This window comes from Agarivorans sp. D1326, from assembly GCF_056958115.1.
Genome location: NZ_JBTWEN010000004.1, coordinates 7,501 through 21,235, shown reverse-complemented (window position 1 = coordinate 21,235; position 13,735 = coordinate 7,501). Strand labels below are relative to the sequence as shown.

13 protein-coding genes (1 of these 13 cut by a window edge) are annotated in these 13,735 nt (G+C 45.4%); 11 read left to right on the top strand and 2 right to left on the bottom strand.

Going from position 1 to position 13,735, the window contains the following annotated elements; all coding sequences use genetic code 11:
* Window positions 1-9: 9 nt before the first annotated feature.
* From ispH to ACYFDN_RS08795, 7 genes are all read left to right on the top strand, one after another.
* Window positions 10-954 carry a 4-hydroxy-3-methylbut-2-enyl diphosphate reductase gene (gene ispH, locus ACYFDN_RS08825; RefSeq protein WP_249483306.1) on the top strand — a complete coding sequence of 315 codons (945 nt, stop codon included), beginning with the start codon at window positions 10-12 and terminating at the stop codon, window positions 952-954.
* 130 nt (window positions 955-1,084) lie between these two features.
* Window positions 1,085-1,645, top strand: coding sequence for a type IV pilus modification protein PilV (pilV, locus tag ACYFDN_RS08820; RefSeq protein WP_338624434.1), 561 nt, complete (start codon window positions 1,085-1,087; stop codon window positions 1,643-1,645).
* On the top strand, window positions 1,642-2,652 hold the full coding sequence (locus ACYFDN_RS08815) for a PilW family protein (RefSeq protein ID WP_472589045.1): 1,011 nt from the start codon (window positions 1,642-1,644) through the stop codon (window positions 2,650-2,652). The genes pilV and ACYFDN_RS08815 overlap by 4 nt, the downstream gene beginning before the upstream one ends.
* Window positions 2,652-3,113, top strand: coding sequence for a hypothetical protein (locus ACYFDN_RS08810; RefSeq protein WP_483510790.1), 462 nt, complete (start codon window positions 2,652-2,654; stop codon window positions 3,111-3,113). The genes ACYFDN_RS08815 and ACYFDN_RS08810 overlap by 1 nt, the downstream gene beginning before the upstream one ends.
* A 56-nt stretch (window positions 3,114-3,169) precedes the next feature.
* A complete protein-coding gene (locus tag ACYFDN_RS08805) occupies window positions 3,170-6,901 on the top strand; it encodes a pilus assembly protein (RefSeq protein WP_483510789.1) in 3,732 nt (1,243 codons plus the stop codon).
* Window positions 6,902-7,333, top strand: coding sequence for a type IV pilin protein (locus ACYFDN_RS08800; protein ID WP_016401302.1), 432 nt, complete (start codon window positions 6,902-6,904; stop codon window positions 7,331-7,333).
* Window positions 7,317-7,628, top strand: coding sequence for a hypothetical protein (locus ACYFDN_RS08795; protein WP_406610620.1), 312 nt, complete (start codon window positions 7,317-7,319; stop codon window positions 7,626-7,628). Before ACYFDN_RS08800 ends, ACYFDN_RS08795 begins: the two co-directional genes overlap by 17 nt.
* A 26-nt stretch (window positions 7,629-7,654) precedes the next feature.
* Here the strand turns inward: ACYFDN_RS08795 and ACYFDN_RS08790 are convergent, their stop codons facing one another.
* A complete protein-coding gene (locus ACYFDN_RS08790) occupies window positions 7,655-8,176 on the bottom strand; it encodes a GspH/FimT family pseudopilin (RefSeq protein ID WP_406610621.1) in 522 nt (173 codons plus the stop codon).
* A gap of 333 nt (window positions 8,177-8,509) precedes the next feature.
* On the opposite strand from ACYFDN_RS08790, the gene ACYFDN_RS08785 reads away from it, so the two are divergent.
* A complete protein-coding gene (locus ACYFDN_RS08785; RefSeq protein WP_016401299.1) occupies window positions 8,510-8,848 on the top strand; it encodes a P-II family nitrogen regulator in 339 nt (112 codons plus the stop codon).
* Between the two features lie 60 nt (window positions 8,849-8,908).
* Here the strand turns inward: ACYFDN_RS08785 and ACYFDN_RS08780 are convergent, their stop codons facing one another.
* Complete coding sequence (locus ACYFDN_RS08780) at window positions 8,909-9,646, bottom strand: outer membrane protein assembly factor BamD (protein ID WP_483510788.1); 738 nt, start codon at window positions 9,644-9,646, stop codon at window positions 8,909-8,911.
* A 246-nt stretch (window positions 9,647-9,892) separates the two neighbouring features.
* Here ACYFDN_RS08780 and rluD point away from each other — a divergent pair, with 246 nt between their 5' ends.
* The 3 genes from rluD to clpB form a co-directional block, all read left to right on the top strand.
* A complete protein-coding gene (gene rluD, locus ACYFDN_RS08775; protein WP_152784521.1) occupies window positions 9,893-10,861 on the top strand; it encodes a 23S rRNA pseudouridine(1911/1915/1917) synthase RluD in 969 nt (322 codons plus the stop codon).
* Window positions 10,862-10,863: 2 nt separating this feature from the next.
* Window positions 10,864-11,592: a peptidoglycan editing factor PgeF gene (gene pgeF, locus ACYFDN_RS08770; protein ID WP_483510787.1), complete on the top strand. Its 729-nt coding sequence runs from the start codon at window positions 10,864-10,866 to the stop codon at window positions 11,590-11,592.
* Window positions 11,593-11,708: 116 nt separating this feature from the next.
* Window positions 11,709-13,735 carry the 5' portion of an ATP-dependent chaperone ClpB gene (gene clpB, locus ACYFDN_RS08765; RefSeq protein ID WP_016401295.1) on the top strand. It continues 544 nt past the right edge of the window, so only the first 2,027 of its 2,571 coding nucleotides appear in the window; its start codon is at window positions 11,709-11,711; its stop codon lies beyond the right edge, outside the window.

Below are 13,735 nucleotides of genomic sequence, written 5' to 3'. Positions count from 1 at the left end.
GGAGCGATAGTGGAAATACTGTTAGCTAATCCTCGCGGTTTTTGCGCTGGTGTTGACCGCGCTATTTCTATAGTTGAACGTGCTTTAGAAATGTTTGGTGCGCCTATTTATGTTCGCCATGAAGTGGTTCACAACCGCTATGTAGTAGACGGTTTACGTAAACGTGGTGCTGAGTTTGTTGATGAACTTAGCGATGTGCCCGAAGGCAGTATTTGTATCTTTAGCGCTCATGGCGTGTCTCAAGCTGTGCGTGCAGAAGCCAAACAACGTGATCTTAAAATCTTCGATGCTACCTGCCCACTCGTAACTAAAGTGCACATGGAAGTTACTCGCGCCAGCCGTAAAGGCATTGAGTGTATTTTGATTGGTCACCATGGCCACCCTGAAGTTAATGGCACTATGGGCCAATATGACAACGCTGACGGTGGTATTTACTTGGTAGAAACCGTAGAAGATGTTGCTAAGCTGCAGGTTAAGAAACCTGAACAGTTGTTTTATTGTACTCAAACTACTCTGTCGGTTGACGATACCTCCGCGATCATCGACGCATTACGTGTGACTTTTCCTGAAATTCAAGGGCCTCGTAAAGACGATATTTGTTATGCCACCCAGAACCGCCAAGATGCGGTGAAAGATTTGGCAGAAAAATCTGACGTGGTATTGGTAGTAGGATCGAAAAACTCTTCTAACTCTAACCGACTGCGTGAAAAAGCTGAGAAGTCAGGTGCAGCTGCCTACCTTATTGATGGCGTTAGCGACATTAATTGCCAGTGGTTTAAAGCCGATAGTCGCATTGGTGTTACAGCTGGAGCTTCAGCTCCTGAGGTGCTGGTGCAAGAGGTGGTTTCTGGACTTAAAGCAATGGGCGGAGTAACCGTTGTTGAAAACCCTGGCCGCGAAGAAAACACCATTTTTGAAGTCCCCGCAGAGCTTAGAGTTACTCAAACCAGCTAACTGAGTCATCTCTCAACTAAACCAAAAAAGAAGGCATAGCCTTCTTTTTTGCGCTATACCCTAATTAATTGCTCGCTTCGGAAGGCTCCGCTATCGAAGGCCACAAAGCATCAAGGATGGGTAGGTTGGGATGCAACTAAAATACTCAAAAATCAGAGGGTTTACTCTGATTGAAGTTATTATCACCTCTTTTATATTGGCGGTAGGTTTGCTAGCGGTTGTTGCTATGCAAGCGGTTGCCAAGCGCTCAAGTTTCGAGACCCATCAACGTACCGTTGCCATGATTTTAGCTGAAGATATGGTAGAGCGGGTTCGCCTTAATCATATTGCATGGCAAGCAAATAATCCCGCTACGGTTACCGTTGGTGATGGCCAAACGGCCAGAGCTAAACCCGCTTGCGCCGAGGATAGTGGTTTGATGACCGCTTGTAGCCTTGCCGATGTAGTGAATTACGATCTTTACCATTGGGAGTATGGCCTCTATGCCAAAGCTGCAGGTGCTAAGGGCGGCTTAGTTAAGCCAAACGGTTGCGTATTGTTAAGCGCTAACGGAGAGCTTACCGTGGTGGTTACTTGGTTATCGAGGCAGTCTTTTAGTGGCATTACCAGTAGTAATACGGTTACTGCCAACTGCGGAGCGCAGTCAGATAAACGCCGCAAAATGGCCTTAACGACGCGGGTGGCCTCATGATTAGGCATTCTCAGCAGGGCTTTACCCTTATTGAATGGCTAATTGCCATTGTGATCGGACTATTTTTAACTGCAGGGATCAGTAGTTTTTTGGTCGCCTCGCAGCGCAGTACCGAATCAACCTACCATAGTGAGCAATTGATGGAGAGTGGCAGAATAGCCATGCACTTGATTACTCGTGATTTAAGAATGGTAGGTTTTTTTGGGGAGTATACCGGCAATCCAATGGTTCGCGGCTCTGGCGTTGAGCTAGTTGCCACCGATGTTACCGCAGCTAATGATTGCACAATAGATTGGATTGGTAGCACTCCAGAAGGTTCATTTCCCTCTGTGGATGGCCGATTTAGCTCGTTGTTTGTAGGACAGATAAATAGCTCAAACTCTCTTAATGGCCAATATAGTTGCGTGAGTAGCCGCAGTAATTTGGTTGTAGATTCAGATGTCATTGGCATCAAAAGAGTGATTGGCTCACCCATACAATCTGCGGGGGAATTAGATTCTGACCGCTACTACTTTGCCGCAAATGCGGCCAGTGCCCAAATATTTACCTCTACAGACCCTTGGCCCACCGAGACAGTGATGCCTGGCAGGCAAATATGGGAATACCAGCATATTGTTTACTATCTGGATGTGAGCGCTCAGTCAGGTTTGCCGGTGCTTCGTCAGTTATACCTTGATAATAACAGCGGGATGCAAATCTTGGGATCTGGCCCCTTGGTGGAAGGCATCGAGCGGATGCGCGTATTGCTGGGAGTTGATACCGATACCACTCAAGATGGTGTGGTGAATGACTTTGTCTCCTCAGACAACGTGACACCTCAACAATGGAGTGAAGGCAGAGTGATTGGCGCTAAAGTATTTTTGTTGGTTCGCTCCTTAACCGAGGATAAAAACTATACTAATGGGAACAGCTATGAATTAGGCGATTTGAGTGTCGCTGCTGCTAACGATCATTATCGACGTGCCTTATTTGAGTCGGTGGTATCACTAAGAAATATGGTGTATTGATGCAACTAACTGTTTTGCTTAGCCAAAATAAAGCCAAAAGCCAGCAAGGGGCAGCTCTGTTTGTGGCAATGTTGTTTTTGCTCATTTTAAGCTTTTTAGGTGGGGTATTGTTAAGTAGCGCTAACCAAGGACTAAAAGTGGTGTCGGCGATGGGGGACCGGGTAGGGGCAGAGCACTTACTTGAAGGCGAAATGAATGAGTTAATTATTGAGCCTAATCTTCAAGGGGTGATTGGCGCTATGGCACCTGCCGCATCGATGGCTGTGTCAACCATGGTAACCGGGGCTGACGGTACCATGATTCATACGGTAGACAGCGTGTGTGCGCGCAGTTTTGCCGCCAGTAGCAATAACGCCATTACGCAGTGTCGTTATGTACGAGTAGATGCAACAAAAACATATGGAAAGGCTAATCGAGCTTCAACGTCAATAGCTGCCGGTATAGAGCAGCCGATGCTATAGCCAAAACGGTAAAGCCGCTTGCATAGTGTGCAGGCAAGGCAACAAGGAGAGAGCAGATGAACGGTCGGTTAAAGTCGGGACTGCTTGCATGGTTGTGTTCCGCAGCAGTAACTCTTCCAGTTTGGGCTGATGATACAGAGCTATTTTTATTTGATTTTAATAGCTTGAGTTCGGCTGACCCGAAGGTGTTAATTATATTTGATACCTCTGGCAGTATGGCTTGGAATATAACGACTCGCCAAGGCTACAACCGCGACAGTAATGGCGATGTTAGTTACCAAGATTATCCTATTGCGGTTAGCTCTCAAAATAGCCTAGATAATGATTTCATCTATTTTACGGTTAACGGTGTTGATGGCTCGTATATTCCCACCGGTGCCAATGATGATCGGCGGTTTATTTGGGACATTAATAATTGCGCAGCATCTTATGAAGCCTTAGCTAAAAACGGTATTTTTACTGGTTACTTTCGTGAGCACCGGGTGCAAGGTGGCACTGGCTCATGGGACGACGTTCGCCTAAACAATGGGGCAAACTATACCGTTCTTGATTGCATGGATGACTATGAACTTAGTAGCGATGCGAGTGATGGTCGTTTATTGGATGACGAAGGAGACCCTCGCTCATTTACCGTAAAACTGCAGGCTTCCGACGGGAGTTTTGTGGATAAAGTCGTTTCCACAATTAACCCTGGTCAATATCGCGAGAGTAATAACTCTTATGTAGATGCACCGCAGGGCTACCCAATTAATGGTGCAGCAAATAACACAGATGATTTTTATACCCTAAATAAAACCGATGCAGAGCAAACCACCAAAGACTCATTTGATGATGGCTATTTAATTACGCTCTACTCTGCTAATTATCTACGTTGGTATCATCACTCAGATGCAACGACTACTCGACCTCGTATCGAAATTGCTCAAGAAGCAATGGAAAATGCGTTAAGTACCATTAATGGGGTTAAATTTGGCTTGATGGTGTTTAATCGCTCTAACGACGGCGGCAGGGTGATTCGGGGGATTCAAGCCTCAGATGATAATCAGGATCTTATATCAGATATTATAGAGCTCACCGCCGATGGCGGAACCCCGCTAGTAGAGACGCTAATGGAGGCCAAACATTACTTTGCTGGAGAAGCGGTAGATTATGGAGAAAGGGGGAATAACAACGAGAAAAACGGTCGAGATAAAACTATCGAGACATCCGGAGGAACAAATACGTATATATCTCCCTATGAAGTGGGATGCGATAGCTCAATCAACATCATTTACGTCACCGATGGCACACCGAGTGTTGATGCCGACGAAAATGAAAATGTAAAAAACCTGCCAATTAATACCGACAATGTATTTGGTTGTGATAATGCCACCACGGTTAATGGTTGTACTTGGAAGGATCCAGTTGGTTTTGGCACTGGCAGTGAAACCTCGTATTTACCTGTGCTATCTAAGTGGATGAATACCAACGATATTAACCCCAACATGACGGGTAGGCAGTACGCAAAAATATCTACTATTGGTTTTGGTGAAGATGTTATCGAAGGCGGTACGGCAATGTTAACTGCTACTGCCGAAAATGCGCAGGGGCGCTTTTATCCTGCCGAAGATGGCGTCTCTTTAGAAGCGGCTTTTCGTCAAGCCTTAATCGGAATCTATGAAGAGAGTTCTTCTTTGGTTTCTCCCGCTGTAACCAGCAACAATTTTGACCGTACTCGTACTCTAGATAGAGTTTATTACGCCATGTTCAAGCCTTCACTTAATCCACGTTGGCGAGGCAACTTGAAAAAGCTGGAACTGTCTTCTGAAGGCTACATGGCAGATCAAAATGGGAATCCTGCTATTGGGGCAGATGGTTCTATCATCGACGAAGCCAAGACATTTTGGTCTTCAGTCAAAGATGGTAACAACGTAGAGCTAGGAGGGGTCTCTGAAACCTTACTCAGCAATGATGCTCGAATGGTGTATTTCAATCAAACAGATAGCGGAAGCTTCACCACTTTAACTACCAACAATCTGGTCACAAAGGCGGGTAGCAATGCCGATTTGGCTAACCAACTTGGTGTTGTTGAAGACGATATTGTTGAGCATGTAAGTTGGATCCGTGGTACTGATGTAGATAATGATGACGGAGATACCAGTACTACTATTCGCAGTGACTTAATGGGCGATCCGCTGCATTCTCGTCCCTTAGTCATTAACTACGGTTTACGCAGTGGCGCAGCTGCCGACAGCACAGATCCCGACGATATGGACATAAGAATTATTGTAGGTACCAATGGTGGTGCTATGCATATGTTCAAAGATACCGGATCAAGTGTTACAGAAAGCTGGGCATTTTTCCCCTATGAGCTATTAGGCAGGCAGCTTACCTTGCGTAGTAACATAGCAAGCTCGCAACATGTATATGGGATAGACGGCACTCCAACAGTATTCCTCAAAGATGCCGACAATGATGGCAAGTACAGCAGCAGTGGTGACAAAGTGCTTGTGTTTACCGGACTACGCCGCGGTGGAGATGCTTATTATGCGATGGACTTGACCAAGCCTGACCTACCTAAAATGTTGTGGCGGATTGATAGTTCCAGCACCGGCATGTCTGAGCTTGGTCAAAGTTGGTCTCAGCCTACAGTCGGTTATGTACCGGGCCATAGTAATCCGGTAGTTATATTTGGTGGTGGTTATGATACCAACCAAGATTTAGCCACTCCTGGTGATGATGATCGAGGTCGTGGAGTATTTATTGTTGATGCTTTCGATGGCAGTTTAGTGTGGAGCATTACACCGGGAGATGATGACCGCCTGACTCACAGCATTCCTGCTAAAGTCGCGACTTTAGATAGTGATGGGGATGGAAATATTGACCGCTTGTACTTTGGCGATACCGGAGGCCAAGTATGGCGAGTGGATTTGTTTTCAGCCACCCAATCCAAGTGGAAGATGACCGCTTTAGCGAGCATTAGTGATAGCTCAGTCGTTACCGATAAACGTAAGTTCTTTACCGAGCCGGTTATTGTAAGAACCTACCTGAAAAAGCTCACTCGCATCACTTCCGGACAAGGGGATGACCAAGTAACCATTACTGACTCTCAGCAAATACCCTACGATGCCGTATTAATCGGAACGGGTGACAGAACTAAACCGGTGAGTGATAAAGATCCCAACGGAGTAGACAACCGCTTCTATATGTTCCGTGATTATAATGTTCAAGTTACCGATTTTGGCGCGCTTGACGACGATGCTCAGCCAGTAGCCATTGTTTCTAATGATTTATACAACATTACCAGTGATCCTATTGGTGCATTAAGTGATGAAAGCGCCATTGAAACACAGCTCATTGCGCTGGGTGCTTCCAAAGGTTGGGTATATAACTTGCTTGAGGACGGCGAAAAGTCCTTGGGAGCGGCTTTGGTATTAGGTGGTGAGTTGTATTTCACTTCGTTCATTCCAGAAACCACTAACTCGGCAACATGTACTATTCCCACCATCGGTAAAGGTCGCACTTATGCTGTAGATATGCACATAGGTACCAGTATCAATAACAGTCGCTACTATGATGTAGATAATAAAGTACCCGATGATTTGATTATTCACTCTGGCGAGGATGAGCAAGGTGAGTCGGTGGTAAGAGTATTTGGTGGAGACCCTGGCGAAGAGCTAGAGTTTGATGATCAAGATGAAAACAATGATCATACTTGTGAAAATGCCGGCGAGTGTAAGGAAGGCTCGAGAGAAGCCAATATGGACATGAGTCCAAAACAAATTTACTTCTATTTTGATGAGGGCTAAATGAAACACTCGATGCGCGGTGTCACCTTAATGGAGCTCATGATTGCGGTAGCTATTGTCGCCATATTGGCGGCGGTAGCTTACCCTGCTTATACTTCATTTGTCGCCGAATCTCGGCGCAGTGAGGCCAAAAAAGAACTAGCCACCTTAGCGGTATTACAAGAACAGTATTATGCCGATAATGCGAGTTATGCAGCTAACCTTGCCAGCTTGAGCTTGGCAGCCTCTGGTGCTGGCTCTTATAACACCGAGAATGGCTATTATGCCATTACGCTAAGTAGTTCTGCAGCGGCTAGTACATTTACAGCTAAGGCCACTGCTTTAGGTACTCAACTTAGTGCTGATACCGACTGTAAAATTTTCTCTATCGATGATGAGGGCAGCAAGTCTGCTGAGGATTCGTCGGGAAATTCAAATGCTGATTGTTGGTGATCTTATGAAAGGTTTAGCTATTTTCTTATGTTTGATTTTGCCCATGTCTTCAAGCTGGGCGATTACCGTTAAGTGCTACATGGCTGGCTCCACAGGTTATGATCAAGTGGTAATAGCTTCGCCTAAAGATCTAGATTCAATAGCAGAGATTACAGCGGAAATTAGACAGCGGTATACCAATCACACCGCTAGTGCACAAAAGTTTGGCAGTATTTCTCAGATTGAATGTGTTGAATTTAACAGTGAGTTTAGTAGTGATATTGCCAATGTAAGGTTTGCAGAACTTGAATACTAATTAGAGTGAGGAGCTCAGTCACAGGATTAGATAGGGCAGCTGCTTTTTTCACTATCGGTGATAAAACGAATATTGCCGCCTTTTGAGATAACTACGCCATCAATGTAGCTATTATCATTTGAACAAAAGTAGAGGCTTCCCGAAGCCCCGGCAATTAAACCATCGCTCTGAAAAGAAAATGAATCTATTGCTCCTTTAAAGTCGATATTGCCTGCCTTAGTAAATGGTTCCGCTGCCAGTAGAACTTTCTCACCACTATCTAGTTTCCCGTTGCTATTATCGTCGGCGAATACCGTTAAACCAGAATTCACTTCTCCGCCACAGTCGCTGCCATTGGCCTTTAGGGCACAAACAACTACACGTTGATTAAGGTTTATTGCTTGGCTGCGAGCAAAACGCACTTCTCGCATCATCCGGTTGCTTGATGCATCCGCCGCCATTGACTGAAACAAACTGTTCATACTGGGTACGCCGATACCCAGTAATACCACCGCGATTGCAATGGTTATCATTAATTCAAGTAAGGTAAATCCGGTTTGCTTAGTCAATTAAGGCACTCTTAACTCAAGTCTTTACTGTAAGTGTATACGCTTATGGCGGGTCTGCAGCTACAGAGGGATTTTTTGTACGAAGTGTGTGGTAAGTTCAATGAATAAAATCAAGGGCTGGTTGAAATGTTGAATCATTTATTCAATTGATGATTCTTGCGATGACGTTAAAGTCGGCAAAATTCAGCTAAGATATTGATTTTGCGTGAGCCGAGTGGTGTTTTTTAGCCAATTCCCTGATTAAGCTAAGTGTATAACGTTGTCACATGCGCGCGCTTGGCTTAAAGTAAGGACATAGATACTCAACAAAATGATAAATAAAAGGAAGTACACATGAAGCAAGTCACGGCAATTATCAAGCCATTTAAAATGGATGATGTTCGCGAAGCTTTAGCTGATATTGGTATTACGGGTATGACAGTTACCGAAGTAAAAGGCTTTGGTCGACAAAAAGGCCACACTGAGCTTTACCGTGGCGCTGAGTACAAAGTAGACTTCTTGCCAAAAATGAAGCTAGAGCTAGTCGTTCAAAAAGATGATCTAGAGCGTTGTATTGAAGCCATTGTGCAAACCGCGCAAACAGGCAAGATTGGCGATGGTAAAATCTTTGTTCGCGATGTAGACCGCGTTATCCGTATACGTACTGGTGAAGAAAACGAAGATGCGATTTAACGCGTACCCAGATATAAAAAAGGCGAGCTCTTAGCTCGCCTTTTTTATGCTTAGTCAATATTAATTCACACTAAGTATTAATGCTGTTTGTTCCGCTTTATCAGTAATGCCTAGAGCCTTGTAGCCATCCTCCATCACTTTAAGTGCATCGCGTGCAGATGGAGTATCAGAGAAGTTCTCAATCACATAGCGAGCGCGATTTACCGCACCAATATACGCTTCACGCTTAATGTAGTAACGCGCCACTGATACTTCGTAGCGGGCTAGGTTATCTTTTAAGTGAACCATGCGCTGCTTGGCATCTGCAGCATAATCACTGTGCGGATAACGATTAATCAAGGTTTTAAAGTCGTTAAAGGCTTGGCGAGAAAAGCTTGGGTCTCGGTCAAAACGATCAATACCAACAACGCTTTGGAATAAGTTGTAGTCTGCCGCCATATTGGTAAGTCCGCGCATGTAATAGACGTAATCTAACTCACTGTGGGTTGGGTTATTGCGAATAAAACGGTCAGTGCTAGCTAAAGCCATCGCTGTATCACTACGTTTGTAATATACGTAGATAAGGTCAAGCTGTACTTGATTAGAGTAGGGGCCAAAAGGATAGCGCGTATCTAAGGCTTCTAAGTTCTCAACTGCATCGGTAAACGTGCCATTGTTGATTGCTGTTTGGGCTTCAGCGTATAGCTCCGACGCTGGTTTGTCAGGGATCTTTGGCTTTTCTTTTGAATTCGAAGAACAAGCTCCAAGCATCAAGCCGAGCAGTATTACTGAAATTGTTTGCTTATAAACGCGCATCATGGACTAAAAATCGTCTTTGTTGTTTCTGTGATAACCAAATAACAATACTCGTCTCAACGTCGAAAAGTATTAGGTTAAACACCTCAAATAATGGGCAAACAGTATCCTCTATGCCACTTAAACCGTCAATCACCGAGTGACATATATAGTGGGAGGTGCATCTAACAAACCATTTTCTTCTATGCTTTAAGCTAGGAATGATTACAATAGCCCGTTTTGGCCTTCCTGTTAGAGGTAAAACCTAAGATGAGTCAACCTTTAGAGTTGCGAGCAATCGTTGATGATGAGCTAGCTGGAGCTCGCCTCGATCAGGCGTTAGCTGCGTTGTTTCCAGATTATTCCCGTTCACGGATCAAAGAATGGATCCTTGGCGAATGTGTTCGTTTAGATGGCGAACTGAAAGTTAAGCCTAGGGAAAAGGTAGTTGGCGGGGAAGAAATTGTATTAAATACCGTGTTGGAAGACGTGGTTGAAGCCCAAGCTGAAGATATCGAGCTCGATATCGTTTATGAAGATGACGATATTCTGGTGATTAATAAGCCTATTAACATGGTAGTGCACCCTGGTGCTGGCAATAACAGCGGCACTGTACTCAATGCTTTATTGCATCGTTATCCATCAATTGCCGAAGTGGCTCGCGCCGGTATTGTGCACCGTTTAGATAAAGATACCTCTGGGCTTATGGTGGTGGCTAAAACCGTACCTGCACAAACTCATTTAGTTGAAGCGCTTCAGGCTCGCCATGTAACCCGTGAGTACGAAGCGATTGCTACCGGGGTAATGACTGCTGGTGGATTGGTGGAAGAGCCGATTGGTCGCCATCCTACTAAGCGCACTCATATGGCAGTAGTTGCTACTGGTAAACCTGCAGTAACGCATTACCGCGTAGCGGAGAAGTTTCGCCAACATACGCGTATCCGCTTGCGCTTGGAAACAGGTCGTACTCACCAAATTCGGGTGCACATGGCGCATATTGGACACTCACTTTTAGGTGACCAAACCTACGGCCGTTTGCGTTTACCTAAAGGCTCTAGTGACGAGCTGATTGCTGCTATGCGCGGTTTTCAGCGCCAAGCATTGCATGCGGTAATGTTGCGTTTAGAGCACCCAATTACGGGCGAAATGATGGAGTGGCACGCACCGGTTCCTCAAGACATGTTAGATATTGCCGATGCCTTGCGCGCCGATCATAAACTCAATCCTGATTTAGGCTAAGTATGGCTAAATTGCTGATTGATTGGCCCTGCCAAAAAAATGTAAAAGCGGTTTACAGTGACCGCTTAGCAGGCGCTAGCTTGGCTCCCTATGATTCCTACAATCTAGGCGATCATGTGGGGGACGACGCCAGCGCAGTGCAGAGCAATCGGCAGCATTTCCAACAAGGTATGCCACAGCAAGTGTGTTGGTTAAAGCAAGTTCACAGCACTCGTGTGGTAGATGCTAGTGAGCCTAGCATGCGTTTTGCTGAGGCAGATGCAAGCTTTGCGCAGCAAGAAAATGCAGTATGTGTAGTCATGACCGCAGATTGTTTACCAGTACTTTTTTGCGATAAACAAGGCACGGTAGTGGCGGCGGCGCACGCCGGTTGGCGCGGTTTGCTCGATGGCGTGTTAGAAAATACCGTAGCTGCAATGAACATTGCTCCCAGTGAGATCATGGCTTGGTTTGGTCCTGCGATTGGCCCAGATGCCTTTGAAGTAGGTACTGAGGTTTATCAGCAATTTGTGGCTAAAGACTCAAAGTCGGCCAGCGCTTTTACGGCTAGCGCAAATAGCGGTAAGTATTATGCCGATATTCACCAACTGGCTAAGCAGCGTCTTAGCGCGCTAGGTTTAAATGATGTTTATGCTGATGCGAGCTGTACTTTAAATAATGCCTCACGTTTCTTTTCTTACAGGCGTGATGGCCAAACCGGACGAATGGCTGCTGCCATCTGGCTTAGCTAAAGCAATAAAGCTCACAAAACCATCGTCTTGATGGTTTTTTAATGCCATTTATCTTGAATTTTTTTACATCTAATCCCACATATTCATTAATAGCTTAATATATGTGGAGGTGTGACATGCGCCTAGATAGATTCACAAGCAAATTTCAATTAGCGATTTCAGACGCTCAATCTTTAGCATTGGGGCGCGACCACCAGTTTATTGAACCGGTGCATTTAATGTCGGCCATGCTAAATCAAGATGCCGCTTCGTTAAGGCCGTTATTAGTGGAAGCGGGAATTGAAGGCAGCGCCTTACGTTCTCAGCTTTCTCAAGCCCTAGAGCAGTTGCCACGTGTTGAAGGCACTGGTGGCGAAGTACAGCTTTCGAACCAGTTAGTGGTGTTACTTAACCTTTGTGACAAGTTGGCGCAAAAGCGTAAAGATAAATTCATTTCATCAGAAATCTTCTTTTTAGCTGTTACCGAAGACAAAGGTAAGCTTGGCGATATTATGCGTGAGTTAGGCGCAAATAAAGAGAATATAGAAAAAGCCATTACCAAAATTCGAGGTGGCCAAAAAGTTGATGACCCTAATGCCGAAGACCAGCGCCAAGCACTAGAAAAATACACCATAGATCTTACCGAGCGTGCCGAGCAAGGTAAGCTTGACCCGGTGATCGGTCGTGACGACGAGATTCGTCGCACCGTGCAGGTATTGCAGCGTCGTACCAAAAATAACCCAGTATTAATTGGTGAGCCCGGAGTGGGCAAAACCGCGATAGCCGAAGGCTTAGCTCAGCGGATCATTAACCACGAAGTGCCGGAAGGACTAAAAAACAAACGCGTCTTATCGCTTGATATGGGTTCTTTGGTGGCCGGGGCTAAATATCGCGGCGAGTTTGAAGAGCGCTTAAAAGCAGTGCTTAATGAGCTTTCTCAAGAAGAAGGTCAAGTAATACTTTTCATCGATGAGTTGCACACTATGGTTGGTGCCGGTAAAGGCGATGGCGCGATGGATGCGGGTAATATGCTTAAACCCGCCTTGGCGCGCGGTGAACTGCATTGTGTAGGTGCAACAACGTTAAACGAGTATCGTCAGTACATTGAAAAAGATGCAGCGCTTGAGCGTCGCTTCCAAAAAGTGCTGGTGGAAGAGCCTAACGTTGAAGATACCATAGCGATTTTACGTGGTTTAAAAGAGCGTTATGAATTGCACCACTCGGTTGAAATTACTGATCCCGCGATTGTTGCAGCGGCCAGTTTGTCACATCGCTATATTTCCGATAGGCAGTTACCTGATAAAGCTATCGACCTAATAGACGAAGCGGCTTCAAGTATTCGTCTGCAAATAGATTCTAAGCCTGAAGCCTTGGACAAACTTGAGCGCAAAATCATTCAATTAAAGCTGGAGCGTCAAGCGCTGCAAAAAGAAGCGGATAGCGCCAGCCTTAAACGACTAGCTTTACTGGACGAAGAGTTAGCTGAAAAAGAAAGCAAATTTAAAGAACTAGACGAGGTTTGGAAGGCCGAAAAAGCCGCTTTATCGGGCACCCAGCATATTAAAGCCGATTTAGAACAAGCTCGTTTAGATATGGACGTTGCGCGTCGAGCCGGCGATTTAAATCGTATGTCTGAGCTCCAATATGGTCGTATTCCAGAATTAGAACGTCAGTTAGATTTAGCCTCGCAAGCCGAAATGCAAGATATGAGTTTGTTGCGTAACAAGGTGAGTGATGCAGAAATTGCCGATGTTTTGTCTCGTTGGACTGGTATTCCAGTTAATCGAATGCTAGAAGGCGAACGCGACAAATTGTTGCGTATGGAGCAACAGCTGCACGATAGGGTGATTGGTCAAGGCGAGGCCGTAGAAGCAGTATCCAATGCTATTCGCCGCAGCAGAGCGGGTTTATCTGATCCCAACCGCCCGATTGGCTCTTTTTTGTTTTTAGGGCCAACTGGTGTGGGTAAAACAGAGCTATGTAAAGCGCTCGCCGAATTTATGTTTGATACCGAAGAATCAATGGTGCGTATCGACATGTCGGAATTTATGGAGAAACACTCGGTTGCTCGATTAGTGGGGGCGCCTCCCGGTTATGTGGGTTATGAAGAGGGGGGGTATTTAACAGAAGCGGTAAGGCGTAGACCTTACTCGGTTATTCTACT